General features: G+C 51.5%; 30 protein-coding genes. 28 read left to right on the forward strand and 2 right to left on the reverse strand.

Features of this window, described 5'->3' with window-relative positions:
• The first annotated feature begins 39 nt into the window (after nt 1–39).
• The 9 genes from ACT53D_RS03395 to ACT53D_RS03435 all read left to right on the forward strand — a co-directional run bounded on the left by ACT53D_RS03395 (nt 40) and on the right by ACT53D_RS03435 (nt 5,448).
• Nucleotides 40–351: a hypothetical protein gene (locus tag ACT53D_RS03395; RefSeq protein WP_476154477.1), complete on the forward strand. Its 312-nt coding sequence runs from the start codon at nt 40–42 to the stop codon at nt 349–351.
• Nucleotides 352–431: 80 nt separating this feature from the next.
• A complete protein-coding gene (locus ACT53D_RS03400) occupies nt 432–752 on the forward strand; it encodes a hypothetical protein (RefSeq protein WP_476154479.1) in 321 nt (106 codons plus the stop codon).
• Nucleotides 753–870: 118 nt separating this feature from the next.
• On the forward strand, nt 871–1,203 hold the full coding sequence (locus ACT53D_RS03405; RefSeq protein WP_313987814.1) for a hypothetical protein: 333 nt from the start codon (nt 871–873) through the stop codon (nt 1,201–1,203).
• 14 nt (nt 1,204–1,217) lie between these two features.
• Nucleotides 1,218–1,586 carry a VOC family protein gene (locus ACT53D_RS03410; RefSeq protein ID WP_476154481.1) on the forward strand — a complete coding sequence of 123 codons (369 nt, stop codon included), beginning with the start codon at nt 1,218–1,220 and terminating at the stop codon, nt 1,584–1,586.
• A gap of 32 nt (nt 1,587–1,618) precedes the next feature.
• A complete protein-coding gene (locus ACT53D_RS03415) occupies nt 1,619–2,047 on the forward strand; it encodes an EamA family transporter (protein ID WP_194747765.1) in 429 nt (142 codons plus the stop codon).
• Nucleotides 2,048–2,193: 146 nt separating this feature from the next.
• Nucleotides 2,194–2,829, forward strand: coding sequence for a hypothetical protein (locus ACT53D_RS03420; RefSeq protein WP_476154483.1), 636 nt, complete (start codon nt 2,194–2,196; stop codon nt 2,827–2,829).
• Between the two features lie 446 nt (nt 2,830–3,275).
• Nucleotides 3,276–4,499: a PQQ-dependent sugar dehydrogenase gene (locus ACT53D_RS03425; RefSeq protein WP_228518735.1), complete on the forward strand. Its 1,224-nt coding sequence runs from the start codon at nt 3,276–3,278 to the stop codon at nt 4,497–4,499.
• A gap of 92 nt (nt 4,500–4,591) precedes the next feature.
• On the forward strand, nt 4,592–4,972 hold the full coding sequence (locus tag ACT53D_RS03430) for a hypothetical protein (RefSeq protein ID WP_379076006.1): 381 nt from the start codon (nt 4,592–4,594) through the stop codon (nt 4,970–4,972).
• A 38-nt stretch (nt 4,973–5,010) separates the two neighbouring features.
• On the forward strand, nt 5,011–5,448 hold the full coding sequence (locus ACT53D_RS03435; protein WP_379076009.1) for a hypothetical protein: 438 nt from the start codon (nt 5,011–5,013) through the stop codon (nt 5,446–5,448).
• A gap of 43 nt (nt 5,449–5,491) precedes the next feature.
• Here ACT53D_RS03435 and ACT53D_RS03440 read toward each other — a convergent pair whose 3' ends face one another.
• Nucleotides 5,492–6,325, reverse strand: coding sequence for an outer membrane protein assembly factor BamD (locus ACT53D_RS03440; protein WP_338654338.1), 834 nt, complete (start codon nt 6,323–6,325; stop codon nt 5,492–5,494).
• Between the two features lie 46 nt (nt 6,326–6,371).
• Here ACT53D_RS03440 and rluD point away from each other — a divergent pair, with 46 nt between their 5' ends.
• The 6 genes from rluD (at nt 6,372) to rimO (ending at nt 11,852) form a co-directional block, all read left to right on the forward strand.
• Nucleotides 6,372–7,502 (forward strand): 23S rRNA pseudouridine(1911/1915/1917) synthase RluD, encoded by a 1,131-nt coding sequence (gene rluD, locus ACT53D_RS03445; RefSeq protein ID WP_275355438.1) that lies wholly within the window; start codon nt 6,372–6,374, stop codon nt 7,500–7,502.
• On the forward strand, nt 7,502–8,230 hold the full coding sequence (gene pgeF, locus ACT53D_RS03450) for a peptidoglycan editing factor PgeF (RefSeq protein ID WP_476154486.1): 729 nt from the start codon (nt 7,502–7,504) through the stop codon (nt 8,228–8,230). Before rluD ends, pgeF begins: the two co-directional genes overlap by 1 nt.
• 157 nt (nt 8,231–8,387) lie before the next feature.
• Nucleotides 8,388–9,053 (forward strand): HAD family hydrolase, encoded by a 666-nt coding sequence (locus ACT53D_RS03455; RefSeq protein WP_476154488.1) that lies wholly within the window; start codon nt 8,388–8,390, stop codon nt 9,051–9,053.
• Nucleotides 9,050–9,478 carry a hypothetical protein gene (locus tag ACT53D_RS03460; RefSeq protein ID WP_194747757.1) on the forward strand — a complete coding sequence of 143 codons (429 nt, stop codon included), beginning with the start codon at nt 9,050–9,052 and terminating at the stop codon, nt 9,476–9,478. The genes ACT53D_RS03455 and ACT53D_RS03460 overlap by 4 nt, the downstream gene beginning before the upstream one ends.
• A 97-nt stretch (nt 9,479–9,575) precedes the next feature.
• Nucleotides 9,576–10,505 (forward strand): ZIP family metal transporter, encoded by a 930-nt coding sequence (locus ACT53D_RS03465; protein WP_275355432.1) that lies wholly within the window; start codon nt 9,576–9,578, stop codon nt 10,503–10,505.
• A gap of 12 nt (nt 10,506–10,517) precedes the next feature.
• Nucleotides 10,518–11,852: a 30S ribosomal protein S12 methylthiotransferase RimO gene (rimO, locus tag ACT53D_RS03470; protein WP_275355431.1), complete on the forward strand. Its 1,335-nt coding sequence runs from the start codon at nt 10,518–10,520 to the stop codon at nt 11,850–11,852.
• Between the two features lie 145 nt (nt 11,853–11,997).
• Here the strand turns inward: rimO and ACT53D_RS03475 are convergent, their stop codons facing one another.
• Nucleotides 11,998–12,339 carry a hypothetical protein gene (locus ACT53D_RS03475; protein ID WP_476154491.1) on the reverse strand — a complete coding sequence of 114 codons (342 nt, stop codon included), beginning with the start codon at nt 12,337–12,339 and terminating at the stop codon, nt 11,998–12,000.
• Between the two features lie 135 nt (nt 12,340–12,474).
• Between ACT53D_RS03475 and gltX the strand changes: the two genes are divergently transcribed.
• The 13 genes from gltX to ACT53D_RS03540 all read left to right on the forward strand — a co-directional run bounded on the left by gltX (nt 12,475) and on the right by ACT53D_RS03540 (nt 24,983).
• Nucleotides 12,475–13,878: a glutamate--tRNA ligase gene (gltX, locus tag ACT53D_RS03480; protein ID WP_194747749.1), complete on the forward strand. Its 1,404-nt coding sequence runs from the start codon at nt 12,475–12,477 to the stop codon at nt 13,876–13,878.
• Nucleotides 13,879–13,988: 110 nt separating this feature from the next.
• Entirely contained in the window at nt 13,989–14,231 is a 243-nt protein-coding gene (hfq, locus tag ACT53D_RS03485) for an RNA chaperone Hfq (protein ID WP_194747747.1), read from the forward strand.
• Nucleotides 14,232–14,234: 3 nt separating this feature from the next.
• Nucleotides 14,235–15,362 carry a GTPase HflX gene (gene hflX, locus ACT53D_RS03490; RefSeq protein WP_476154493.1) on the forward strand — a complete coding sequence of 376 codons (1,128 nt, stop codon included), beginning with the start codon at nt 14,235–14,237 and terminating at the stop codon, nt 15,360–15,362.
• A 27-nt stretch (nt 15,363–15,389) separates the two neighbouring features.
• Nucleotides 15,390–16,583 (forward strand): FtsH protease activity modulator HflK, encoded by a 1,194-nt coding sequence (gene hflK, locus ACT53D_RS03495; RefSeq protein WP_476154495.1) that lies wholly within the window; start codon nt 15,390–15,392, stop codon nt 16,581–16,583.
• Between the two features lie 24 nt (nt 16,584–16,607).
• Complete coding sequence (gene hflC, locus ACT53D_RS03500; RefSeq protein ID WP_194748434.1) at nt 16,608–17,477, forward strand: protease modulator HflC; 870 nt, start codon at nt 16,608–16,610, stop codon at nt 17,475–17,477.
• 10 nt (nt 17,478–17,487) lie between these two features.
• Complete coding sequence (locus ACT53D_RS03505; RefSeq protein ID WP_194747741.1) at nt 17,488–17,670, forward strand: DUF2065 domain-containing protein; 183 nt, start codon at nt 17,488–17,490, stop codon at nt 17,668–17,670.
• Between the two features lie 161 nt (nt 17,671–17,831).
• On the forward strand, nt 17,832–18,986 hold the full coding sequence (locus ACT53D_RS03510) for an ATP phosphoribosyltransferase regulatory subunit (protein ID WP_194747740.1): 1,155 nt from the start codon (nt 17,832–17,834) through the stop codon (nt 18,984–18,986).
• Nucleotides 18,987–19,029: 43 nt separating this feature from the next.
• Nucleotides 19,030–20,364, forward strand: coding sequence for an adenylosuccinate synthase (locus ACT53D_RS03515; RefSeq protein WP_194747738.1), 1,335 nt, complete (start codon nt 19,030–19,032; stop codon nt 20,362–20,364).
• 15 nt (nt 20,365–20,379) lie between these two features.
• Nucleotides 20,380–20,964, forward strand: coding sequence for a flavoprotein (locus ACT53D_RS03520; protein ID WP_338654317.1), 585 nt, complete (start codon nt 20,380–20,382; stop codon nt 20,962–20,964).
• Nucleotides 20,965–20,968: 4 nt separating this feature from the next.
• Nucleotides 20,969–22,456, forward strand: a complete 1,488-nt coding sequence (locus tag ACT53D_RS03525; protein WP_476154498.1) for a DUF6513 domain-containing protein — start codon at nt 20,969–20,971, stop codon at nt 22,454–22,456.
• Complete coding sequence (locus ACT53D_RS03530) at nt 22,453–23,028, forward strand: DUF447 domain-containing protein (protein WP_476154500.1); 576 nt, start codon at nt 22,453–22,455, stop codon at nt 23,026–23,028. Before ACT53D_RS03525 ends, ACT53D_RS03530 begins: the two co-directional genes overlap by 4 nt.
• Before the next feature lie 8 nt (nt 23,029–23,036).
• Nucleotides 23,037–23,762, forward strand: a complete 726-nt coding sequence (locus tag ACT53D_RS03535; protein ID WP_476154502.1) for a (5-formylfuran-3-yl)methyl phosphate synthase — start codon at nt 23,037–23,039, stop codon at nt 23,760–23,762.
• 123 nt (nt 23,763–23,885) lie between these two features.
• A complete protein-coding gene (locus ACT53D_RS03540) occupies nt 23,886–24,983 on the forward strand; it encodes an OmpA family protein (RefSeq protein WP_476154504.1) in 1,098 nt (365 codons plus the stop codon).
• Nucleotides 24,984–25,016: the final 33 nt, after the last annotated feature.

Consider the following 25,016-nt stretch of genomic DNA (forward strand, 5'->3'; position numbering starts at 1 on the left):
TGGGTACACGTTAGAGTCCAGATTTTTTTCCAAGACGTTGTGAAGCTGTTCGTTAATTTGATGCGCCGGTTGGTAATGTGGCCGTTTCGTAGGAGAGGTTTATTAGCCATTGCCAATATCGGGCCTCAAGCGTTTGACTGTGTTTTGCCCCAGCTTGAGCAGATGGGGTGGAAAGTTTATGCGCGTTACGGTGGCTTTGATGCGGGGATTGATTACGACTGCATTCGCTTAAAGCGTGCTGGCATAAAGCTTAAATGTGAGTGGGATCCCTGTGATGAGTGGCGCATTGAGGGGCCGGTAGAGGTCATTGAAGCAATCGCAAGTCAGTTTGATCTCGCAATATCTCAGTGAGCCTGGGTAATATGCAATCAGGTTTCGGCAAAAGTCATCAACTAGTGGCTGCTGATCGCGCCAGAGTATGAGGGGGGAGTATGACGGTTTCAACTTTTCAAGCCGTGAAATTGGCGATTGTGAGTGTCACGGGCCTTTCAAAAGATGCATTGCATATTTATGTTGGGTTGATGGTGTTTTTTGCTTCGATGTGCATTTTTCGTAGGCAGGGGCATCGTTTTATGCCCTTGCTCACTGTGTTTATCATGGCCTGCTGCGGTGAAGTGCTAGATATGCGGGATGACCTGCATAGCTTGGGATATTGGCGCTGGAATGCCAGTTTGCATGATGTGATTAATACGCTCTTTTGGCCTTTTGTGATTGCTGTGTTAATGCGCAAAAGTTGGTTATTTAAACCGTAACCTTAGCCTGAAACTTACGTGGGTGTGGTCGTGAGTTCGGGAAATCCATGCTGGACGCGTGCAAGTATAGCCTTTACCATGAGCATCAATGTATTGCGTTAAGGCAGAAAGGATACACGTGGCCATTCAGTTTTTACCCATTCTTAAAGCCGTTGCGCCTTATCTGGCGCAGGTGGCAACGGCGGCCATTCCGGCGTTTACCGCCAAGCCTGAGGCGGAAAAGGTTGATCCTGTATTGACCAAGCAGATTGAGGAGTTACAGACAGCAACGGTTCAGAATGCCGAGTCTATTCACTTGCTGGCAGAAAAAATGCAGCAGGCGATCCTCGCTCTGGAAGACGCCGCTGAGGAGGCCAGAACACAGGTGGCAACATACAAGACCATGTTGTTTTTGTCGTTGGGGTTATCTGCGACAACAACCATCGCGATGATCTATTTACTAGTTAGATAGCGAAAGGAGCTGAGATGTCAACTCTCCAGGTCACTGAAATCAAGGCGTTTGTGCCTAGCAAAGACTTTGCGTTATCCAAGCAGTTTTATCTTGATTTAGGCTTCAAGATGGCTTCTGAGGGCGGCGGGGTAGCTTATTTCCACTTTGAGCATGTGAGTTTTTTGTTGCAGGATTTTTGTGCAGAAAATCTGGCAGAAAACTTTATGATGCATTTGCTGGTCCCGGATGTGGATGCCTGGTGGCAGCAGATTGAGCAAACGGGCATTGTGCAAAAATATGGCATCAAGCTCTGGCCGATACAGTTGCAGTCATGGGGGATGCGCGATTTTTGTCTGACAGATCCTTCTGGCGTGCTGTGGCGCATTGGCCAGAATGTGGATTAGGACATTTCTTTGATAAGCCGGGGAGGGCGTCAATGACGGGGGATTGGTTTTTCTGGGCGGCGCTGTCGGCCTGTTTTGCCGCCTTAACGGCAATTTTTGCCAAGGTCGGTATTCAGGGCATAGACTCAGACTTTGCAACGTTGATTCGTACCGTGCTGATTACGCTGGTGCTGGCGCCCTTTGTCTGGCTAGCAGGTAAGTGGAGTAATCCCTTGAGCTTGCCGGGACGTGCCTGGCTGTTTTTGAGCTTGTCAGCGCTGGCGACGGGCGCTTCCTGGCTGTGTTACTTCCGTGCCCTGCAATTGGGTGATGCGTCGAAAGTGGCCCCGGTGGATAAATTCAGTCTGGTGCTGGTTGCACTATTTGCCTGTCTGTTTTTGGGTGAGCGCTTGTCTTTGCGCGAGTGGTTGGGCTTGGCACTGGTTGCCGCAGGCGTGTTGCTGCTAGCCCTGAAGCGTTAGTTGTACCCAGGGTTGATAGCCCCAAATGGCTATTGCTTACGCTGTGAATTTATTGATAAATGCATGCGGTGATCACGGCGAATGAAGCTTTTTTATGCTTGATGACGTGATGCCTAGCCAACAAACCAGCGTTGAAAGTATTCAGCATGCCATCTTCACTGTCCTTTTACCGTGCTTTTGCCGTCACCCTGGCCTTAGGGTTGGCTGGATGTTGTACGCCCAAGTCGACCAGCATTACCCAGCCGATCCCCCTCAAATCTGCCGCGGAATCCAGCGTGGCTTTACATGTGGTTGGTGTTTACCAAGGCACATTGCCACCAGAGGCAGACCAGCGGCCCTGGTGGGCGCAATGTCAGGCAGCGAGGGCGGCAGCGGGCAAGCTGGGGCCGCTTGTGCCAGGCGAATGCGATGCGTTTTTACTGGCGGGTCGTGATCAGCGCATAGTCACTGTAAATATCACTGACGATAGCAAACCCATGATTCTCGGCCTGATGGCTTATGAGCCTGTCACCTGGCATATTCAGCTGGCGCCGGGCGTGGTGATTCAGAAAGTCATCATGGGGGCTTATCACACGCAACGTATCGTCGGGCTGGATGAGGTGCAGGTGGACGTATACAGCTATGACAATATTGCTTGCCCGCGCTGCATTCAAAAAGGGCACGCACTTTATTCCTACGAACATGTCCCGCTGGAAATGGAGTTAGTGGCAGGCATGCGGGCGACTTCGTTTCAGGGCAATTATACGGGCGGCACTTACCAGATTTTTAAAGGCATCCAGTAGTCTATCCGTGCAGCCCATTTTACAATGCTGGCTTTAAGTATTTGGGATTGGGTGACGCTGTGTTGCGAGGTTTAATTTACGGGTTAACCATTTTGCATTTAGGTCCAGGCTTTGCCTTTGCCGTGGTTGCATTTGGGTGCGATGCGTCTTTTGCCGCCTTGCAAGGGGTTTGCCAGCAGGACGCATTTGCCGCCTTTATTCAGCTCACCTTGATCGCTTGGGGCGTACTGATCGCCGGACTCTTGCTTAAAATTTATATCATAAATTACTTTAATAAAAATAAATAATATATTGTTTAAAAATAACTTTTAATTTTATTTTTAAACTTTTTTAGCAAAGGCTACTCGAAAAAATAAACTAATAGGGAGCCTTCATTGCATTATTCACTCACAAGCGCGAGCCGTGCCTCGCGCGTATCTTTGATTCATGTTGTCTTTGTTTTGTTGTTGTCCGGGTGGTTGGGCCAGGTGCAGGCAGAGGATGCGACAGTGCCCAAGTTATTGCTCTCCGGCAGTGATGCTGCCCAAGCCGACAAAGAGGCAAAGCAGGAGCCGGAGACACCAAAGATTGTGTCCGTGTTTGGGACGCAAGCCCTCAAAGAGTATAAATTACCATTTGAGGATCAATACCCGACTGGCCCGTTTGAGCGCCTGGATAAAAAACTATTCCTGTTTATCAGCAAGTGTGGCGAGGTTTATTTTGTTCGCCAGAATGAAACCATGGAGCTTGTGAAGCCGGGCAAGCCGCTGGCGAAGTTTATTCCGGGTGAAGAAACTTCTGCCGATGAAAGTAGCAGTAAATCGCTGGTGTATTGCCGTGAACTGTCGGGTGTCAAGGATTCATTACTGGTGGGTAAGACACTGTATGTGGCTTATACCGCCTGGGATCAGGCCAATAACGGCGTACGACTGGCTGTCAGCGAATTTGAGGTCGACGTAGAGAACAGCGAAGTCAGTTTTAACCGCGAAATTTATATTAGCCGGCCGGCGATGAAAGAGCCGATACTCGGACATCAGGTGGGTGGCAAACTGGCGCTGGGCGAAAACGAGCGCACCTTGTACCTGAGCATAGGCGATTTTTCCAAACCGGACCGTGTGCAGGACAAGACCACCTCGGTTGGCAAAGTGATTCGTATAGACTTGCAGCGCTTGAATGCAGAGGTGTATGCCAGTGGTTTCCGCTCCCCCTCTGGCGGCTTGTATTTTGACCGCGACAGTAACGAGTTATGGTTGACGGATCATGGCCCCAGGGGCGGCGACGAGATCAACCTGATCAAGCGCGGCAAAAATTATGGCTGGCCGATTGTCAGTTATGGCACTATTTACGAGCGCGACGGTATGAGTGGCTATTATGGCAACAAGTTTAATAGCCACGAAGGCTACGAAAAACCGGCCATGACGTTTGTGCCTTCCATAGGCATCGGCCCGCTAGTGAAGTATCCGGCCACTGGCCGCAATGATTTTTGGGACCATGATTTGTTTGTGGCTGGCATGGGTAATACTACGCTGTATCGCGTGCGCAAAGAGGGCACGACTCTGGTGTATGCCGAACCTGTGTTAAGTGGTTACCGGATTCGTGCCATCCAAATTGACCAGAATGGGACGTTTTATCTTAAAACCGACCACAATCAATTACTGATTTCCGAGCAGGAGCCGCCTGAGTCCAAATAGCACGGACCAGGGAAACCAGGAGGGGCGAAAATGATAGCGGTGACGAGCTATAAACATCGTGGGTGCTATGCAGTGGATGGTGAGGTGAGCGCATGTTCAAATCAGCGCTCATGATTACGGCCATGATAGGTGCCCTGTTGGCAGTTGGCTTTGAGCTATATGCTGCGCGCGGATTTGCTTTTTTGGAAAGCGCGAGCGGTTTGCTGATCACTTTATGGACGATAATCCCTTATCTGACGCTGCATGCAGGCTATTATTTTTTTGAGCATCCGCGCATACAAAAACAATGGTTGAGCTTTAGCGTGATTGAAGTGGCTGTCGTCGCCTGGCTATATTTCCAGACTGTGGTCATGTATCCCGATGCGCAGGGCGGCCTGATTTTCCTGTTTTTGCCCGTCTGGCAGGGGACACTAAATATGCTGGTTGGCATGCTGCTGTACTGGCGTCAATCGCGCTTAAATCGGCTCCCTTAACCCGGTATCTTTTCATTCTTTGCGCAATTTCCTGCCCTATGCCTAAATTTATCGTGGATTGTTTGCGCTATCTGTGGGCCGCACCTAATACCGTACTTGGATTGCTCTTTGCCAGCCTGCTCATGCTGACGGGCGCGCGAATGCAACAAGTGGAGGGCGTGCTGGAAGTCTCTGGCGGTTGGCTGGCCAGCCGCTTGGCCCGGTATAGCGGCTTTGCTGCGATAACATTCGGTCACGTGGTGCTTGGCTATTCCGCGCATGCTTTGCAGCAGTTGCGCGTACATGAGCATACGCATGTGCGGCAAGCTGAATGCTGGGGCCTGTTTTTTATTCCGGCCTATTTGCTGGCTGGACTGTGGCAGCTGTTACGCGGACGCCATGTCTATCACGATCATCCGTTTGAAAAGGCAGCCGTGGCCGCTGAATGCCGTCACTTTAAGCGCTTGCCGCAGGCGGTGATCACGAATGGGCAATAAAAAACGCCAGCAGACTGGCGTTTTTTTAGGGGATGGAAGGCGCTTAATACAAGCTTTCCCAGAATTTCCACCAGACTTTTTCTTCTTCCTGAACCTTACCGGCAATCATAGGATTATCAGGATAGTTGGTTTTTAAAACACGCAGCGCTTCATTTTTCAGATCTGTCATGTCCATGGCATCGTAAGCACTGATCTCCATGACCAGCGCATCTTCGATGGCGCTGGAATTGGGATAGGTCTCAAGCACATAGCGAGCACGGTTGAGTGCGGCCACATAGGCTTTGCGTTGCATGTAATAACGCGCGACATGCATTTCGTGCAGTGCCAGTGTGTTGACCAGGTAAATCATGCGCTGGGTGGCGTCGTTTTTATAGCGGCTGGTAGGGAACCGTTCAACCAGTTCTTTAAAGGCGTTAAACGAAATACGCAGAGTTTTAGGGTCGCGGTCGTTAATTTCTTGCTTGGTATATTTTTCAATGACGCCGCGCTCGTTAAAGGTGGCCAGGCCCTTGAGGTAGTAGGCGTAATCGAGGTTGGGGTGATTAGGGTGCAGCTTGATAAAGCGGTCTATCGCAGACAGGCAAAGAATCGGCTCTGATTTTTTGTAGTAGGCATAAGCAACTTCGAGTTGGGACTGCGTCGCATACGCACCATGCGGATAACGTGCCTCCAGCTTCTGGAAGTACTCAATCGCCTTGTCATAGTTACGGTCAACCATTTTTTCCTGGCCCGTGGCATAAAGGCGTTGTTCGCTCCAGCCTTTGGTTTCGTCAGGAGGATTCGGATTGCCGAAAATGGCACAGGCACTCAAGGCCAGCGCGCCAATCAAAATAAAAGCACGCGTGAACAGGGTGTTAAGCGGTAAAATGCGAAGCATGTTGATTTATGTTGTTTTATCAAGGGAACTCAAAGCATTATAACTGATGCTGTTTGAAAATATGAAAGAAAGCACCTCCTTACAGCTGGTCGTCCCCAGCAACCTTGGCGGGCAGCGCCTGGACCTGGCCTTGCAGCAGATGTTGCCAGACCATTCTCGCAGCCGCCTGCAGGCCTGGATAAAAGAAGGTCTGGTCTTGCTCGATGGTAAGGCGCCCACGGCCAAAACCAAGGTGTGGGGGGGCGAGCGACTGGTGGTGACTCCCCCTAAAAATGCGCAGGACAATGCGTTTGAGCCAGAAGACATTGCACTGGATGTTGTATACGAAGACGATGCACTGATCATTATTAACAAGCCTGCTGGTCTGGTAGTGCATCCGGCGGCCGGCAACTGGAGCGGCACCTTGCTCAATGCCTTGCTGTTTCACTGGCCAGCGCTCAAAGAGGTGCCACGTGCCGGTATTGTGCACCGGCTGGACAAGGATACCAGCGGTTTGCTGGTGGTTGCCAAAACGCTGGAAGCACAGACCAGCCTGGTGCGTCAGTTGCAGGCGCGCACGGTTAAACGTGAGTACCGGGCCATCGTCTGGGGCCAGTTGTGGCGTAATGGTAAGGTGGATCAGCCGATAGGCCGCCATCCGCACCACAGAACCAAAATGGCGGTGGTGCGACGAGGTAAACCCGCCATCACGCATTACGAGATCCTTGAGCGGTTTGGCACCAATACCTATTTGCGCTGCAACCTGGAAACCGGTCGTACCCACCAGATCCGCGTGCATTTGCAGCATCTGAAAGCGCCTATGGTCGGTGATCCGCTGTATGGCATAGGCAATATTATTCCGCACAAGATGATGACGCCGGAATTGCGTGAGGTCATCGGCAATTTCAAGCGTCAGGCCTTGCATGCGATCAAGCTCGGCTTGATTCATCCGGTGACGAATGCGCCCATGGAATGGCAGATTGAGCTTGCTGATGACATGCGTGAACTATTAGACGCTATGCGCACGACCGACTTGCCCGATGAGCCGCTGGCGCCTGTCGATTTCAATGTGGATGAAAACGGCTTGTTCATTGGTGAAGATGACGAAGATTGGGGCGATGAAGATTTTGACGAAGATCTCGATGCTGAGCTGGATGAGGATGCCTGGGATGAAGAAGGCGAAGAGGATGAGGCATAATGGCTGATTTGCCTGTTATTTTGCCTGATTGGCCCGCGCCTGCTTGCGTGAAGGCCTTGCAAACCACACGTCTTGGCGGTGTTAGTCAGGGCAGCTATGCCAGTCTGAACTTGGGGGATCATGTGAAGGATTTGCCTCAGCATGTGGCGGCCAACAGACAATTACTGAGTCCTTATTTGCCGAGTGAGCCGGTGTGGCTTAACCAGGTGCATGGGGTGCGCGTAATTGATGCTGCGTTATCTTCATGTCTGGAAAGCGCAGATGCCAGTTTTAGCACCCGCAAACAGGTGGTCTGCGTCACCATGACCGCCGATTGCCTGCCTGTATTACTCTGTGATCAGGCGGGGAGTGTGGTGGCGGCTGTGCATGCTGGCTGGCGCAGTTTGTGTGACGGGGTGATAGAGGCGACGGTAAAAACCATGCCGGTTGAGCCCGCCAGGCTCATGGCCTGGTTAGGTCCGGCCATTGGCCCGCAAGCGTTTGAAGTGGGGAGTGAAGTGCGCGCGCAATTTATGGCGCAAGATGAACAGGCAGAAGATGCATTTCAGGCGCATGGCGAAAAATGGCTGGGAGACTTGTATGCGATTGCGCGACAACGGCTTTCCAGGCTGGGAGTGACGCAGGTCTATGGCGGTGGACGCTGTACTTATCGTGAACCAGAGACGTTTTTCAGCTTTAGGCGTGATGGCGATACTGGGCGTATGGCCAGCTTGATTTGGCTGGAGTAGTGTATTTCGCCATAGTGGATGCAGCGTCAGGCACGAACGTATTGGATCTTCACGAGGATTCTACGCTTGAGTATGTCAATATTGCGCTATTGCAAGCTGGTTGATAGAGATTGATCTCTGAGTGCTCTGTGGCTCAACCCAATATATTATTTAAATAATGAAAAAACATCTGATTTTTGACCTCGATGGCACGCTCATCGATTCCGCACCCAGTATTCTGAATTGTTTTGAGTTGGCTTTCCGTTCGACCAATACGCCACTCAGGATTGCGTTGGGCAATGAGGTGATTGGCCCGCCGCTCATGGAAACGCTTAAACGGCTGTCTGGCAGCGAAGATGCGGCTGTGTTGAACGCCTTGGCCGCAGCTTTCAAGCAGCATTATGACAGCACGGGTTATCAGCAGTCGGTGGTGTTTGATGGTGTTACTGCCATGCTGCAGCAACTCAAGGCAGAGGGCTATACGCTGTATATTGCGACCAATAAACGCTTTGATCCGACTGAAAAAATTATGGCCTATCTGGGCTGGCAGGACTTTTTTGCGGGCGTCTATGCACTGGATTATTTCAGCCCGGCATTGAAGTCTAAAGCGCAGATGATAGGGCGCGTGGTCGCCGAGCATGATTTAAAAATCCAGGATTGCCTGTATATCGGTGACCGTCTTGAAGATGGCCAGTCGGCCGAGGCCAACCTGATGGACTTCGTGCTGGTGACCTGGGGCTATGCCGGCGATGTGGCCTTGCGTCAACCGCATTGGCAGTGCTGCGACGCTGTGCCTGACTTGCCTGCCTTGGTGGCCGGGCTATGTGCGGACAGTGTCTTATGATGAAAAGATTGCGCGCCAGACGGCACCCGGCAAATACACCAGGGGAGGTGAGCGCTACGCGTAGTACATTGCGCGCCTGGCCACAAATGGTGTTGTTCGCGGTGGCTTTGCTTTGCTTGTTTTTACTGGGGCAGCATTTCCATTGGGATACGCGGGTACTGGCGGCGGTCACGCTGTTGTTCGGCCTGTTGTCAGGGTTGCTGGTGTGGCTGATCGGCGTGATCGGCCTGGTGCCATTGATTGGCCCAATCATTGTCAAGGTGCTCAGCTTTGGCTTTATCTGGCTGCTCAATGCCGTAGGTTACCTGATGTCTTACATTGCCATTCGACGTGGTTACTCACGGGATGTGTTGACCTACCGCGGATTGACCATGGCCTTGCTGATCGGCATTGTGATTGGCTACATTATTGCGCAGTTTATTTGAGCCAGGTGACCTGGCATCTGCACGCGTTAACTAATTGTTTATGCTTTGTTTTTTTGATAACTCACGTATAATGCGCGGCTTCCTTTAATCACTCGGCATGCTTGCTTTGACCCCTTTGTTGACTGATATTTCGCCTTTTACCGGCATGATGCTGGCCTGTTTGCTAGGGGGCGTGCTCAGTGTGTGTGTCGCAGCCCTGTTTGCGCTCAATGCTCAAAAGCATTGGGTGCCTTTGCTGGTGAGTTATGCGATTGGCGCCTTGCTGGCCGCGGTGTTTCTTGAGATTTTGCCGCACGCGATTGAAAGCAGCCCCAATATCGAGGCGATGACCGGTACCATGCTGTTTGGTGTGCTACTGTTTTTTACGCTGGAAAAACTGGTGCTGTGGCGGCATTGTCATGGCGAGCACTGTGAAATACATGCCATGCATGACGAGGCCCATTGCCCCGAGTTGCATCCAGGCCAGCCTGTTACCAAAAAGCCGCAAGGCGCAATCAAGTTCAGATTGCCAGCGGCGCAGCCTAGCCAGATGATAGGGCATCCTCATTTACATGGTCACGCGCACGGCCATGATGGTGGCCGCAGTGGTTTGATGATCATGGTAGGCGATACCTTTCACAATTTTGTTGATGGCATCCTGATCTGCGCGGCATTTATGGTGGATATGCAGGTGGGCGTGGTGACTGCACTGGCGATTATCGCCCATGAGATTCCGCAGGAAGTCGGCGACTTTCTGATTTTGTTACATTCCGGCTACAGTAAACAAAAAGCCTTTTTGTTCAATATTGGCTCCAGCCTGGCCACCGTGCTTGGCGGTATCATTGCGTATTTTGCGCTGCATGCGGTGCAGCACTGGGTGCCCTATATCTTGAGTCTTGCCGCAGCCAGCATGCTCTATGTGGCGGTGGCGGATCTGATTCCAGGCTTGCACAAGCGTACTGCATTGCGCGATACCATGAATCAGTTATTGTTAATTGTGTTGGGGGTGGCTTCAGTTGCCCTGACCAAATGGTTGGTAGAAGGTTAAGAGGGAAGCATCATGCAAAGTTCACCTAAAGTTGGTTTCGTCTCATTGGGTTGCCCCAAAGCAGGCTCCGATTCCGAGCGTATCCTGACCCAATTGCGGGCCGAAGGCTATGAAATCAGCAACAGTTACGAGCAGTCTGACCTGGTGGTGGTGAATACCTGTGGTTTTATTGACTCTGCGGTGCAAGAGTCACTGGATGCGATTGGCGAGGCGCTCAACAAAAATGGCAAGGTGATTGTGACCGGTTGCCTGGGCGCGAAAAAAGACGTGGTCACGGACGCACATCCCAACGTGTTGGCCGTGACTGGCCCGCATGCCCTGGAAGAGGTGATGGGGCATGTACATACACACCTGCCCAAACCGCACGATCCCTACACCGACCTGGTGCCGCCGCAAGGCATCCGTCTCACGCCCAAGCACTATGCTTACCTTAAAATTTCAGAAGGTTGTAACCACCGTTGCAGCTTCTGCATTATCCCCAGCATGCGCGGCGATTTGGTCAGCCGTCCGATTGGTGACGTGCTCAATGAGGCTGAGAGCTTGGTGAATGCTGGTGTCTCCGAAATTTTGGTCATTTCGCAGGATACCTCTGCCTATGGCGTGGACATGAAATTCCGCAAAGGCTTCTGGAACGGCAGGCCAGTTAGAACGCACATGACCGAACTCAGTAAAGCCTTGGGCGAGCTGGGCGTTTGGGTGCGCTTGCACTATGTGTATCCCTATCCACATGTTGATGACGTGATCCCATTGATGGCCGAAGGGGCGATTTTGCCGTACCTGGATGTGCCGTTCCAACATGCCAGCCCGGCGGTGCTCAAAGCCATGAAGCGTCCGGCCAGCAGTGAAAACAACCTGGCCCGGATCAAGGCCTGGCGTGAGATTTGCCCGGAAATCGCTATCCGAAGCACCTTTATTGTCGGCTTCCCCGGCGAGACTGAAGATGACTTTAAAATGCTGCTCGACTTTATGGAAGAAGCGCAGCTGGACCGCGTCGGCTGCTTTGCCTATTCGGCCGTGGATGGGGCTACGGCCAACCATTTGCCTAATCCGGTGGCTGAAGAAATCAAACAAGAGCGCCTTAGCCGCTTTATGGAAGTGCAGGAACGCATTAGTGCCGCCAAGGTGGCGGCTAAAATCGGCAGCCTGCAAACCGTGCTAGTGGATGAACTCACTGAAGATGACGATGGAAACATCATCGGTATTGCCCGTACCAAGGCAGATGCGCCCGAAATTGATGGCATTGTTTATCTACAAGATGCAGATGGCTTGAACCCGGGTGATTTTGTGGATGTACAGATTATCGATGCGCAAGGCCATGATTTGATCGGGGCGCCACCGGAGTTTTAGGGCTGCTAGGCCAAGGCGTTAATTCAGGCCACTTTAAATCAGACAGGTTTTTAAGTGCATCGCTTTAATGGTGGTCAATCAGCGTTGAGAGAAAAAGGTTGACGCGTTTCAGCTTGGGCAGGCAACGGCCTAGCCTATCGTCTTTTTAAATGGCGAGCTGTGGCCGTTCGCTATCCGCGCGTTCAGCAAAAATATCCGTGGTAAACGGACAGCGTGTGAGCTTGGTGGCCGCATTTTTTTTGCGTTTGTTGGCCTGTTGCAAGTTGACGTAAGGTGTTTGACTCAGGCGGATGTAGCCGGATTGCAGCAGCTTGCCGGCTGTGGTCTCAAACTGACTGAGTGGATTGTCCATATTTTGCAAGGTGATGCCCTGTTGGTGAACAGCCAGCACGTGATACAAGACGGCAATGTGGCCATCGGCGTCTGGCTTGCCATAGAGCTCGCCTACATGAATTTCCAAGTTTGTATCTAATGGCGCAGTTTGCATACGCGCATCTTAGCGTGATTTTAAACCAGCTTCAATGCGTCCTCTGCGCCCACGGCTTCAATCTTAACCAGACTAAACACGGTGTTGACAGGCGGCATGTTAAAATGCACGCCTGTTTTAATTTCAAGAGTCATCATGCAAGCTGTTAAAACCCGTTTTGCCCCCAGTCCTACCGGTTATCTGCATATTGGCGGTGCGCGTACCGCCTTGTTCTCATGGGCGTATGCCAAGCGCCATGGCGGCAAGTTTATTTTGCGTATTGAAGATACGGATGTTGCACGCTCCACGCCGGAAGCCGTGCAGGCCATTCTGGATGGCATGGCCTGGTTGCAGCTGGATCATGACGAAGGCCCGTTTTACCAAATGCAGCGCATGGAGACTTACAAAAAAATGATCCAGCAGATGCTGGATGCTGGCCATGCTTATTATTGCTATTGCAGCAAAGAAGAGCTGGATGCCTTGCGTGAAAGCCAGATGCAGCAGGGTTTGAAGCCGCGTTACGATGGCCGCTGGCGGCCTGAGCCCGGTAAAGTGTTGCCTGAGCCGCCTAAGGATGTGCCACCGGTCGTGCGTTTCAAAAACCCGACCGAAGGCGTGGTGGCCTGGGAGGATATGGTCAAGGGTCGCATTGAGATTGCCAATGCCGAGCTGGATGACCTGATTATTGCGCGGGCTGACGGTACGCCAACCTATAACTTCTGTGTGGTGGTGGATGACTGGGAAATGGGCGTTACGCAAGTAATTCGCGGCGATGATCATGTCAACAACACTCCGCGCCAGATCAATATGCTCAAGGCACTGGGTGCACAGGTGCCGCAGTATGCGCACTTGTCCATGATTTTGGGCGATGATGGTCAGAAGCTGTCCAAGCGCCATGGTGCCGTGAGCGTCATGCAATACCATGAAGACGGTTATTTGCGTGAGGCGGTACTCAACTACCTGGCGCGCCTGGGCTGGTCGCATGGCGATGATGAAGTGTTCAGCATGGCGCAGTTCTGTGAGTGGTTTGATCTGGACCATATCACGCCGTCCGCCGCACAGTTCAATACTGAAAAACTCAACTGGCTCAATGCGCATTACATTAAAACCTTGCCCTTGGAGCGGATTGCCGATGAAGTCAAACCCCGTTTGACTGCATTAGGCGTCACAGAAACACAGTCGCCAGATTTGCTGGCAGTATTGAATTTATACCGTGAGCGTGCCAATAACCTCAATCAACTGGCTAGGGAAATTGCCTTCTTCTACCAGATGCCTGAAATCAACGAGGCGGATAAAACCAAACATGTGTTGCCGGAAACCGCCGGCTATATCGAACTTTTTTTAGAAAAAACTCAAGATTCTGACTGGACTGCCGATATGCTTCACGATGCGCTAAATCAGGTGGTCACTGAGCAGCAGATCAAGTTCCCCAAGCTGGCGATGCCTTTGCGGGTAGCTTTGATCGGCATAGCACAGTCGCCTAGTATTGATCAGGTGATGTCAATTCTGGGTAAAGAGGCTTGTCTGCAGCGCATCCGCGCTTTATTTCCAAAAAAGTAAAGCGCGGGGATTGAAAAAGGAACAAATTAGTACAATCATAGTCACTATGAGGGATTGGTGTTCAAGATAATAAAACTCCAATACGATTAAAACAAACAAGGAGCAATTCCATGAATAATAAAGGCCAAATGCTGCAAGATCCGTTTTTGAATGCACTCAGAAAAGAGCACGTTCAAGTGTCCATTTACCTGGTAAACGGCATTAAATTGCAAGGGCAGGTCGATTCTTTTGATCAATATGTCATTTTGTTAAAAAACACCGTGACACAAATGGTGTACAAGCACGCCATTTCCACCATCGTTCCTGCACGTCCAGTCAGCCTCGGATCGCACGACGCCGCTCAAGAATCTTAATGCATGTTTGATAGACCAAGCGGCGGAGATGCCGTCGTTCTGGTCAGCGTCAACTTTGGTGATGCTGACTACGCAGAAAGTTTGCAAGAACTCCGCCACCTGGCCGGGACTGCTGGCCTCAATATCTCAGCGACGCTGGAAGGCAAGCGTCATGCGCCTGACCCCAAATACTTTATCGGCTCTGGCAAGGCGGATGAGTTAAAGGCCTTGATGGCCGCCTATGACAGCAAAGTCGCTGCTTTCAATCACGACTTGAGCCCCTCGCAACAGCGCAACCTTGAAAAGTTGCTTGAAGCACGTGTGGTAGACCGCACCGGCCTGATTCTGGATATCTTTGCCCAACGTGCGCAATCGCACGAAGGTAAGCTGCAAGTCGAGCTTGCCCAACTGGAGCATTTGTCTACGCGGTTGGTGCGTGGCTGGACCCACCTTGAACGACAAAAGGGCGGGATTGGCGTGCGAGGCGGCCCTGGTGAAACCCAGCTCGAGCTGGACCGACGCATGCTGCGCGTGCGCGTCAAGCAGTTGCGTGAAAAACTGGATAAACTCAAGCAGCAACGTGGCATGCAACGCCGTGCGCGCAAACGCTCCAACCTGATGACCGTTTCTCTGGTCGGCTATACCAACGCGGGTAAATCCACCTTGTTTAATCGCCTGACACACTCGGGTGTCTATGCGGCGGATCAGCTGTTTGCCACACTGGATACCACCTCTCGTAAAATGCACCTGCCGGAAGGTTATCCGGTGGTGTTGTCAGATACGGTCGGCTTTATCAAGCATTTGCCTACGACTTTGATTGAAGCCTTTGGTGCGACGCTTGAAGAGGCCGCGCAGGCCGATTTATTACTGCATGTGGTTGATGTGGCCAGTCCGAACCGCGATGCGCAAATCGAACAAGTCAATATCGTATTGAACGAGATTGGTGCTGCCAGGGTCCCACAGATTCTGGTGCTCAACCAGATTGACCGCATGGGCATGCCGCCCGGAATCGACCGCGACGAGTATGGTAATATCCGAACTGTTCGTGTGTCAGCCAGGGATGGCATAGGCATAGAGGATTTACGCCAGGCGCTGTTAGAGCATCAGCAATACCTGAAAAAACTCAGCACCGAAGAAAGTGCTTACGTTTAAAAAGATCAAAACATACGGAGTACACGCATGAAAAAATTTCCAGGCTTTTGGAATAAAAACAATGAAGGCCCGCCCGATCTGGACGAGGTGTTCAAGGATTTGAATCAAAAGCTGAACCGGTTATTTGGCAACAATAAAGGCGGGCAGGGTGGTCCGCGTGGATCAGCACCTGCTCCACAATCCTTGCCAGTGGCCCCGATTTTAGGGTTGGTGGCGCTGATCTGGCTGGGCTCTGGCTTTTATATTGTTGACCAGGGCTCTCGCGGTGTGGTGTTACGTTTTGGCAAACATGTGGAAACCACCATGCCTGGCCCGCGTTGGCATTTGCCATTTCCGATTGAGACCGTGGAAAATGTGAACCTCGAGCAGGTGCGTACCATTGAAATGGGCTACCGTTCTTATGAGGGCGAATCTGGCCGTAGCAAAGAGCTGAAAGAGTCTTTAATGTTGACCGATGATGAAAACATTATTGATTTGCAGGTGGCTGTGCAATACAACCTTAAGTCGGTGGAAGATTATCAGTTTAGCAACCGCTCCACCGAAGAAAGCGTGCGTGGTGTGGCAGAAACAGCCATCCGCGAAGTGGTAGGCAAGAGCAAGATGGACTTCGTGCTGTATGAAGGCCGGGATGATGTGGCTGCCAAAGCGAAAAAACTCATGCAGGACATGCTGGACAGATATCAATCCGGCGTCAATATTGTTAACGTCACCATGCAGAATGCACAGCCCCCAGAACAGGTACAGGCGGCATTTGATGATGCAGTCAAGGCCAAGCAGGATCTGGAACGCCAGAAAAATGAAGGTCAGGCCTATGCCAATGATGTGATTCCTAAAGCACGCGGTACGGCGTCGCGGTTGGCAGAAGAGGCTGCGGGTTACAAGCTGCGGGTGGAGAACGAAGCCAAGGGTAATGCAGACCGTTTCGAGCAGATTCTGGCGCAGTACAACAAGGCGCCTGAAGTGACCCGCCAGCGTTTGTATCTCGATACGCAGGAACATATTTTGGCCAATACCAGCAAAGTGCTGGTTGATCAGAAAAATGGCAACAGCATGCTGTATTTGCCACTGGATAAACTCATGAGCATGAGTGGTGCAGGCAGTAATGCCGCAGCTGGGTCTGCCGTCTCGGCGGATAAGCCAGCCATAGAGCCACCGACTGACGCGAGTGTGCTAGACCGCTCCAGGGATGCCATGCGTAGTCGTGATCGCGAATATCGCTAGTCTGCCCCTCAAGGAAAATACATGATGAGAAATATTGGAAGTTTGTTAATTGGGGTGTTTGTCTTGCTGGTCTTGGTGACATCATCAGCATATACGGTCGATCAGCGTGAATATGCGCTGGTCTTCCGTCTGGGCGAAATTGTCTCGGTGAAAAAAGACCCTGGTCTTTATTTCAAGATGCCTATGGTGGAGAACATCCGCTATTACGACAAGCGTATTCTGACGCTGAACTGGGAAGAGCCAGACCGCTTTATCACCAGTGAAAAGAAAAACGTACTGGTGGATTCGTTTGTGAAATGGCGCATTATCGACCCGGCCAAATACTACGTTTCTGTGCGTGGCGATGAAGTGCAGGCCGAGCGTCGTTTGTCGCAGATGGTCAATGACGGCTTGCGCGCGGAATTTGGTAAACACACCATCCACGATGTCGTCTCTGGCGAGCGTTCGCAGATCATGGAAATCCTGCGTCAGCGTGCAGACAAGGAAAGCCGTCAAATGGGCATCCAGATTATGGACGTGCGCTTGCGCCGCGTAGACTTGCCGAAAGAAGTCAGCGAATCCGTGTATCAACGCATGGAGGCCGAGCGTAAATCGGTGGCCAATGAGTTGCGCTCACAAGGTGCAGCGGCGGCAGAAAAAATTCGTGCCGATGCTGACAAGCAGCGTGAAGTGATTATTGCTGAAGCCTATCGCGATGCGCAGAAAATTAAAGGCGAGGGCGATGCCAAGGCCTCAGAAGTCTATGCCCAGGCGTTTGGTAAAAATCCTGAGTTTTATGCCTTCTACCGCAGCCAGGAAGCTTACAAAAACAGCTTCAAGAGCAAGTCTGACGTGATGGTGATTGACCAAAGTTCAGACTTCTTTAAATACATGCGTAGCAGCGGTAAAAAGTAATACTTGCGCCATGAACTGGTGGTGGAGTGTGCTGGGCGGCGTGTTGCTGATTGAAGGCTTGATGCCGCTGTTATTAACCAAAGCCTGGCGCAATACTTTTGAGCGAATGCTACAACTGCGGGATGGTCAAATCCGTTTCATTGGTTTTATTTCCATGCTGTTTGGTTTGTTCATTCTCTGGTTAAATCGTTAACGGGTGAATGCCACCAAGCTGATATGGTTAAGCGTTTTAAAAAAAGCACACCTTGCGTGTGCTTTTTTGTTTGGATTTTAACGGAGTGCAAGGCTGACGCGACTTGCTGGCAGGTTGCTAAAGCCGTGCTTTCGGCAGGGGTTTGCAGGTATAATGGCGGGATGCATAATTGGTTACTCCCTGAATATATTGAAGATGTGCTGCCTGCTGAAGCAGCACGGCTTGAGTCCTACCGTCGGCAACTGCTGGATTTGTTCCGTGTCCATGGCTACCAGTATGTCATGCCGCCGATGATGGAATATGTTGAATCCCTGCTCACCGGGACCGGTCACGATCTGGATATCGCCACCTTTAAAGTGGTGGATCAGCTGACCGGGCGCTTGATGGGCTTGCGCGCTGATACGACGCCACAGGCTGCGCGCATTGATGCGCATATGCTCAATCATGCCGGTGTCTCGCGCTTGTGTTATGCCGGGACCGTTTTGAGAACCAAGCCGGATGGCCTGGCGCGCACCCGTGAGCCTTTGCAACTCGGTGCAGAATTGTATGGTCATGCCGGCATTGCCAGCGATATTGAAGTGCAGCGGCTGATGGTCAAAGCCTTGCAGTTGTTAGGCATGCAAACCTTGTTTGTGGACCTGAGTCATGCAGCGATTTTCGCCAGCCTGTCGCATACCGCGCAATTAGGCCTGCCGCAAGAACAAGCCCTGCAAGCGGCTTTGCAAGCCAAAGACATTTCATTGGTAGAGCAACTGGTGGTGAATTTGCCCGAAAAATCCAGGCAAGCTTTTATTGCCCTGGCCCAACTCAATGGTGGCATTGAGGTGTTGGATCAGGCGCGTGAAGTATTGCCTGACTCAGAAGAGATTGAACAGGCTTTGCTTGAGTTGGAGGCAGTCGCGAAAGCGCTGGGTGATCGTAATGTGACGGTGACCATTGATTTAAGTGAGTTGCGTGGATATCACTACCATAGCGGCATCGTCTTCGCTGCCTATGCCAAAGGCTATGCTGGCCCCATTGCCCTGGGTGGCCGCTATGATGAGGTGGGGGCTGCCTTTGGCCGGGCACGTCCGGCGACAGGCTTTAGCCTGGATCTGCGTGGTGCTTTACTCGCCTTGGGCCCTGCGACCATGGACAAAGGGATTTTGGCGCCTGCAACGCAGGATGCTGACTTGGTAGCCCTGATAGAGACCTTACGCGCGCAAGGTCAGGTGGTGGTTGAAGCCTTGCCTGATGCGCAGGTGGATTATTCTGAATTGGCCTGTGACCGTCTGCTGCAAAAGGTGGATGGTCGCTGGCAAGTGGTGGCTGTGTAATACGCCGCCTCTTTAATTTGTATAGACAAGATATTGATTGAACATGACACAATTTAAGCAAGCAAAGAACGTCGTTGTGATTGGCACCCAATGGGGCGACGAAGGTAAAGGTAAAATTGTTGACTGGCTGACCGACCATGCGCAAGGCGTGGTGCGTTTTCAGGGTGGTCACAATGCGGGTCACACCCTGGTCGTCGGCCAAGGGGATGCGCAAAAAGTCTACAAGTTAAACCTGGTGCCTTCTGGTATTGTGCGCGATGGCGTCAATTGCTATATCGGTAATGGCGTGGTGCTGGATACCACCCATTTGCTGCATGAGATTTCCACGCTGGAACAAGGCGGGCTGGATGTTAAAAACCGTCTCAAAGTCAGTCCTGGCTGTCCATTGATTTTGTCTCATCACGTTGCGGTTGATTTGGCACGTGAAGCCAAGCGCAGCGCCGAGAAAAAAATTGGTACTACAGGCAAGGGCATTGGCCCTGCCTATGAAGACAAGGTCGCACGCCGCGCCTTGCGTGTCTATGATTTGTTCCACCCTGAGCGCTTCGCCGAAAAGCTGCGCGAAGTCATGGATTATCACAATTTTGTATTGACCAATTATCTGGGTGCTGCTGCGGTAGATTTCCAGCAGCAATACGATGCCAGCATGCAGCACGCCGTGGCGTTGAAGCCGATGGTGGCTGATATTTCTGCGGCGTTATATGAAGCCAATGCCCGTGGCGAACACTTGCTGTTTGAAGGCGCACAAGGCACCTTGCTGGATGTGGACCATGGTACTTACCCCTATGTGACTTCCAGCAACTGTATCGCTGGTCAAGCCTCAGCAGGGACAGGTGTTGGTGCCAACATGCTGCACTATGTGCTTGGTATTACCAAAGCCTACACGACGCGTGTGGGTGGCGGCCCTTTCCCAAGCGAGCTGGATATTGAAACAGAAGGCGCACCAGGTTACCAGATGTCTCACAAGGGACAGGAAATCGGGACTGTGACCAAACGTAAACGCCGCTGTGGCTGGTTTGATGCTGCCGCCTTGCGTCGCTCTGCGCGAATCAATGGCTTGACGGGCTTGTGTATCACCAAGCTGGATGTGCTGGATGGCATTGAGTCACTGGATATTTGCACGGGTTACAAGCTGGATGGCAAAGTGGTTGATATGCTGCCGGTCGGTGCAGATGACGTCGCCCGTTGTGAGCCGATTTATGAAACCGTGCCAGGCTGGAGCGAAACCACCTTCGGTGTCAAAACCTGGGATGCATTACCCAAAAATGCGCAGCATTACCTCAAGCGACTGGAAGCGGTCTGTGGCGTGCCGATTGCCATTGTCTCGACTGGCCCGGAGCGGGATGAAACCATCGTGCTGCAACATCCTTTCGCCTGAGTAAGGTGACTTGATATGCGTGCACAACGATTGGCATGGGCAATTACCGGTTCCGGCCATTATCTGCGAGAGTCATTGGCCATTCTGCAAACCTTGCAGGAGGTCGATATTTACCTGAGCCGTGCGGCGGCAGAAATTATTCAGCAATACGGTTTTCAGGCTGCATTAGAGGCGACAGGGCATAAAGTCTATCAGGACAAGACTGCCAGCAGCGTGCCGGTGGAGCGATTTTACGAGGGCGTGTATCACACCTTGGTGATCTCGCCGGCGACTTCCAATACCATAGCCAAAATGGCGTATGGTTTTTCTGATAGCCTGGTGACCAATCTGTTCGCGCAAGCAGGTAAAACGCGGATCCAAAGCATTGTGTTTGCATGTGATACGGCGCCAGAGTTGGAGTCGGAAGCACCCAGAGACAATGTGGTTAAAGTCTATCCACGCCAGATCGACCTGGATAATGTGGCCCAGTTAAAACGCTTTGCGGACACCACGGTCGTTGAAGACATGGCTGGTTTGCAGCATGCGATCATGGCGCGTCTGGCAGCCGTGCATGATTTGCATTTGCACCAGGGCGTACAGGTAGAGCACACTCACGACTAACACCATGAATCGACTGCTGTTCCTTACCGGAAAACTGGCAGAACACAGTCTGCATCAGGTATTACAAGCGATACAGGCCGACAGTAAACAGTCTCCGTTTGAATATGAAGTGAAACAGATCGGGGTGTCTGTCGCGGCATTGATGACGCCACCCCTGATCGCCCGCCGCTTACCCAAAGTCGAGAATATTGATAAAGTCATTTTACCTGGTCTCTGTCAGGGCGATCTCGGCCTGCTGGAGTCGCAGTGGGGTGTGCCGGTAGAGCGAGGACCTAAAGACTTGAAGGATTTGCCACAATATTTTGGACAGCAAGGAAAAGTGCCCGATTTAAGCCAGCATAGTGTGCGGATTTTTGCTGAAATCGTCGATGCACCAGATCTGACGGTTGAGCAAATCATCGCCAAAGCGCAGCATTTCAAACAGCAGGGGGCCGATGTCATCGACCTCGGCTGCCTGCCGGGAAAAGCATTTGCGCACATGACAGAGAGCGTACGTGCGCTCAAGTCAGCAGGTTTTCAGGTAAGTGTAGATTCCATGCGTGAAGACGATCTGCTGGCAGCGGGTAAAGCCGGTGCCGATTACCTCTTAAGCCTGCATGAAAACAGTCTCTGGATTGCAGAAGAAGTCGCTTCTACCCCCGTGTTGATTCCAGCCAAGCCTGGCAGCATGCCCAGCTTGCAACGGGCCATCGAGTACTGCCTTAAACGGGAGCTTGCGTTTATTGCCGATCCTATTTTGGATCCCATCCATTTTGGTTTCACCGAATCGATTGTACGTTATCACAAGCTACGCAAAAAATATCCGGATATCGCGATCATGATGGGCGTGGGCAATCTGACCGAATTGACAGATGCCGACACCACCGGGATTAACGCTATGCTGTTCGGGATGATCAGTGAACTGAATATCAACGCTGTCTTGGCGACCTCGGTCAGCGCACATGCCTGCGAGGCTGTGGCTGAGGCTGATATCGCCCGCCGTGTCATGTACCGTGCCAAGCAGGACAAACGGTTGCCCCGTGGCTATGATGCGGGCTTGCTTGGCCTGCATGATCGCAAGCCGTTCCCTTACAGTGCGGCGGAAATTGGCGAGATGGCCAGGCAAATCAAGGATCCCAGTTTTCGCATCATGGTGAGCGAAGCGGGTGTACATGTCTATAATCGGGATGGTCTGCAGCAAGCGACGGATCCCTATGTATTTTATCCAGAACTGCAGGTACAAGACGATGCTTCGCATGCGTTTTATTTGGGGGTAGAGCTGGCCCGCGCGCAAATTGCCTGGCAACTTAAAAAGCGCTATGTGCAGGATGAAATGCTGGAGTGGGGCGTTGCCTCGGTCACCCAAAACAAGCAAGCTAAAGTCGCGCATCGTGAGGCGTCTATCAAAGAGCGTCAGGAAACGGCCAAACCTGATCAAGCCAGTGGTGCCAGGGTTCACGCATCAGCAAAAGAGGCCGACGGTAAATTAAACAGCCCGGAAAACAAAGAATGATTTACGAAACCATCATCACCACGTGCTCTCCTCAAGGTGAGGTGCACATTGCGCCGTTTGGGATCCAATGGCAGGCAGGGCGCGTGCTCATCATGCCTTACCAGCCCTCTACTACCTTACAGAATATTTTACAGACCCGGTCGGCCGTCTTAAATCTGACTGATGATGTTCGTGTTTTTGCTGCCGCTATTGCCAGAAAAAAAATGTTTTCCACCTTGCCAGTCGGGCATGGCCACAGCGTGCGGCTCAGTGACTGTCTGGCGCATCATGTATTAAGCCTCGATACAGTCGAACCGGATGAAAATCGACCAAAATTATGGATGCAAGTGGTCGAAAGTCAGACACATGCGCCATTTATGGGCTTTAACCGTGCCCAGGCGGCAGTGGTTGAATTGGCCGTACTTGTCAGCAGGCTGCATCTGTTGCCTGCTGAGAAAATTACACAAGAAATGCAGTATTTACAAATTGCGATTGATAAAACTGCTGGCCCCAACGAGCTTGAAGCCTGGCAATGGCTGGTGGATTGCGTTAACAACCACCAGGCACAGCAAACAGGCATGCAGCAGGCATAAGGATATCTATGCGCATATTAGTCAGTGTAAATTCGGTTGTCGAGGCGCAGTTGGTACTGGCCGCTGGAGTCAGCTTGATTGATTTGAAAGACACCAGTCATGGTGCGCTCTCTGCATTAAGTATGTCGCAGTCAGTTGCCATCATGCAGGCAGTGAATGGTTACAAAAAGCAGCATGCTCATGCGGACATTCTGGTCAGTGCCACCGTGGGCGATACTGCTGAATCCGTGGCTGCATTGCTGGAGTTGATCCAATCCCGTCTTGAGATTGGCGTGGACATTATTAAGCTGCCGGAAGCCATTTGGGATCATCCTTTGTTTACAGCGGCGATTAGCCAAGTGCTTGCGGCAGGCACGCGGATGGTTGCGGTGTTTAGCCCCGATAGTTTATTGCAAACATCTACGATTGAGTTGCGCTTGAACAAGCTCGCCACACAAGGGTATGTTGGGGTTATGGTCGACACGATAGACAAGTCTAGCTCAGTCTTGGACTGCGTTTCTATATTGCATATTCAGAAATTTACCGAGATGGCCAGACGCTTGCAGTTAATGGTCGGGGTGGCCGGCGGACTCAGACCGGCGTATTTGGCGCAATTGTGTTCGTTAGAGGCGGACTTTTTGGGTTTTCGTAGTGGTTTATGTGAAAAAGGGTTAAGGCAATCAAACCTGTTGGCTGAATCGATTGTGAGCGTTGTCAGGCAGCTGTCAGGAAACTGTTGCAAAATGAGCGCCTAAACCAATAAATACTTGGGCTTGTAGCTCTCTAGGCTTGCGCCTCTTGCACTGTTTGCGTATAGTTGGGTTTGTAAGTATTTTCAAAGATGTGGCGAAAATGCCCAATAACAAAGGAGTCAATGAATGAAAAAAAGTTTTTTAGGCTTGGCAATTGCTTCTGCATTTGTTTTTGCATCGCAAGCTGCGCAAGCTGAAGACATGTACCGCGGTGCTTGGTATGTTGTTCCAGGTGCCAGCTACATGCACACTGACAGTGATCTCGAAGCTGACAATGCCCGTGGTGGTTTCTTGTCCATTGGTAAAGAGCTGAGCGAGCACTGGGACATTCAAGGTCGTCTGGGTTATAACCGTGCTGATGAAGATACAGGCATTGCTGGCGCAGGTGGCAAGTACAAACAAACCACTTTGGGTTTGGACGCATTGTACATGTTTAGCCGCGAAAAATTCCGCCCATTCCTGCTGGCTGGGATTGGCGCAGCACGCAACAACGTTGACTACAGCAATGTTGGTCTGACTGACAAATCAAACACTTCTTGGATGGCAAACGTTGGTTTGGGTGCTCAATATTTGTTTAACGACAAATTTGGTGTTCAGGCAGATGTACGTCACCAGTGGAGCCGTGCTGATGCGCGTAACGCTGCTGGCACAGTGGATGCCGATGGTACAATCAACAACACCTTGGTTAATTTGGGTGGTATCTTCCGCTTTGGTGCACCAGCACCAGTGGTTGAAGAGCCAACACCAGAGCCAGCACCAGCACCTGTTGCTGCGGCTGAACCAGCTCCGGCACCAGCACCAGCTCCGGCACCAGCACCTGTTTGCAAGCCAGTGAATGAGACTGTGACTGTATCTGCTGAAGAGTTGTTTGGTTTTGACAAGGCAAACCTGAAAGAAAAAGGCCGCGTTACATTGGATGCGGTTGCCGCGAAGATTAAAGAAAACCCTGAAATCAAAGCTGTGATCGTCACTGGTCACACAGACCGTATCGGTTCAGATGCTTACAACCAGAAGTTGTCTGAGCGCCGTGCAAAACAAGTGGCGGACTACTTGGTTGCTCAAGGTGTAGACAGCAGCTTGATCACTGCTGAAGGTAAAGGTAAATCTGAGCCAGTGGTTCAGTGCGAAGGTAAAAAAGTAAGCAAGAAATTGATCTCTTGCCTGCAACCTAACCGCCGCGTTGAAATCCGTGCAGAAGGTACGAAACAAGAAGGTTGCCAATAAGCACTGACTTGTGAGTTTAAAAAAGCCACGCAA

Source organism: Methylophilus sp. DMC16 (genome assembly GCF_056314045.1).

Bases quoted from the DNA above. Each gene is read 5' to 3' on its own strand.
- ACT53D_RS03400 (WP_476154479.1), top strand. From the start codon at position 432: ATGACGGTTTCAACTTTTCAAGCCGTGAAATTGGCGATTGTGAGTGTC.
- ACT53D_RS03410 (WP_476154481.1), top strand. From the start codon at position 1,218: ATGTCAACTCTCCAGGTCACTGAAATCAAGGCGTTTGTGCCTAGCAAA.
- ACT53D_RS03415 (WP_194747765.1), top strand. From the start codon at position 1,619: ATGACGGGGGATTGGTTTTTCTGGGCGGCGCTGTCGGCCTGTTTTGCC.
- ACT53D_RS03420 (WP_476154483.1), top strand. From the start codon at position 2,194: ATGCCATCTTCACTGTCCTTTTACCGTGCTTTTGCCGTCACCCTGGCC.
- ACT53D_RS03430 (WP_379076006.1), top strand. From the start codon at position 4,592: ATGTTCAAATCAGCGCTCATGATTACGGCCATGATAGGTGCCCTGTTG.
- ACT53D_RS03435 (WP_379076009.1), top strand. From the start codon at position 5,011: ATGCCTAAATTTATCGTGGATTGTTTGCGCTATCTGTGGGCCGCACCT.
- ACT53D_RS03440 (WP_338654338.1), bottom strand. From the start codon at position 6,325: ATGCTTCGCATTTTACCGCTTAACACCCTGTTCACGCGTGCTTTTATT.
- rluD (WP_275355438.1), top strand. From the start codon at position 6,372: ATGCTGTTTGAAAATATGAAAGAAAGCACCTCCTTACAGCTGGTCGTC.
- pgeF (WP_476154486.1), top strand. From the start codon at position 7,502: ATGGCTGATTTGCCTGTTATTTTGCCTGATTGGCCCGCGCCTGCTTGC.
- ACT53D_RS03455 (WP_476154488.1), top strand. From the start codon at position 8,388: ATGAAAAAACATCTGATTTTTGACCTCGATGGCACGCTCATCGATTCC.
- ACT53D_RS03460 (WP_194747757.1), top strand. From the start codon at position 9,050: ATGATGAAAAGATTGCGCGCCAGACGGCACCCGGCAAATACACCAGGG.
- ACT53D_RS03465 (WP_275355432.1), top strand. From the start codon at position 9,576: ATGCTTGCTTTGACCCCTTTGTTGACTGATATTTCGCCTTTTACCGGC.
- rimO (WP_275355431.1), top strand. From the start codon at position 10,518: ATGCAAAGTTCACCTAAAGTTGGTTTCGTCTCATTGGGTTGCCCCAAA.
- ACT53D_RS03475 (WP_476154491.1), bottom strand. From the start codon at position 12,339: ATGCAAACTGCGCCATTAGATACAAACTTGGAAATTCATGTAGGCGAG.
- gltX (WP_194747749.1), top strand. From the start codon at position 12,475: ATGCAAGCTGTTAAAACCCGTTTTGCCCCCAGTCCTACCGGTTATCTG.
- hfq (WP_194747747.1), top strand. From the start codon at position 13,989: ATGAATAATAAAGGCCAAATGCTGCAAGATCCGTTTTTGAATGCACTC.
- hflX (WP_476154493.1), top strand. From the start codon at position 14,235: ATGTTTGATAGACCAAGCGGCGGAGATGCCGTCGTTCTGGTCAGCGTC.
- hflK (WP_476154495.1), top strand. From the start codon at position 15,390: ATGAAAAAATTTCCAGGCTTTTGGAATAAAAACAATGAAGGCCCGCCC.
- hflC (WP_194748434.1), top strand. From the start codon at position 16,608: ATGAGAAATATTGGAAGTTTGTTAATTGGGGTGTTTGTCTTGCTGGTC.
- ACT53D_RS03505 (WP_194747741.1), top strand. From the start codon at position 17,488: ATGAACTGGTGGTGGAGTGTGCTGGGCGGCGTGTTGCTGATTGAAGGC.
- ACT53D_RS03510 (WP_194747740.1), top strand. From the start codon at position 17,832: ATGCATAATTGGTTACTCCCTGAATATATTGAAGATGTGCTGCCTGCT.
- ACT53D_RS03515 (WP_194747738.1), top strand. From the start codon at position 19,030: ATGACACAATTTAAGCAAGCAAAGAACGTCGTTGTGATTGGCACCCAA.
- ACT53D_RS03520 (WP_338654317.1), top strand. From the start codon at position 20,380: ATGCGTGCACAACGATTGGCATGGGCAATTACCGGTTCCGGCCATTAT.
- ACT53D_RS03525 (WP_476154498.1), top strand. From the start codon at position 20,969: ATGAATCGACTGCTGTTCCTTACCGGAAAACTGGCAGAACACAGTCTG.
- ACT53D_RS03530 (WP_476154500.1), top strand. From the start codon at position 22,453: ATGATTTACGAAACCATCATCACCACGTGCTCTCCTCAAGGTGAGGTG.
- ACT53D_RS03535 (WP_476154502.1), top strand. From the start codon at position 23,037: ATGCGCATATTAGTCAGTGTAAATTCGGTTGTCGAGGCGCAGTTGGTA.
- ACT53D_RS03540 (WP_476154504.1), top strand. From the start codon at position 23,886: ATGAAAAAAAGTTTTTTAGGCTTGGCAATTGCTTCTGCATTTGTTTTT.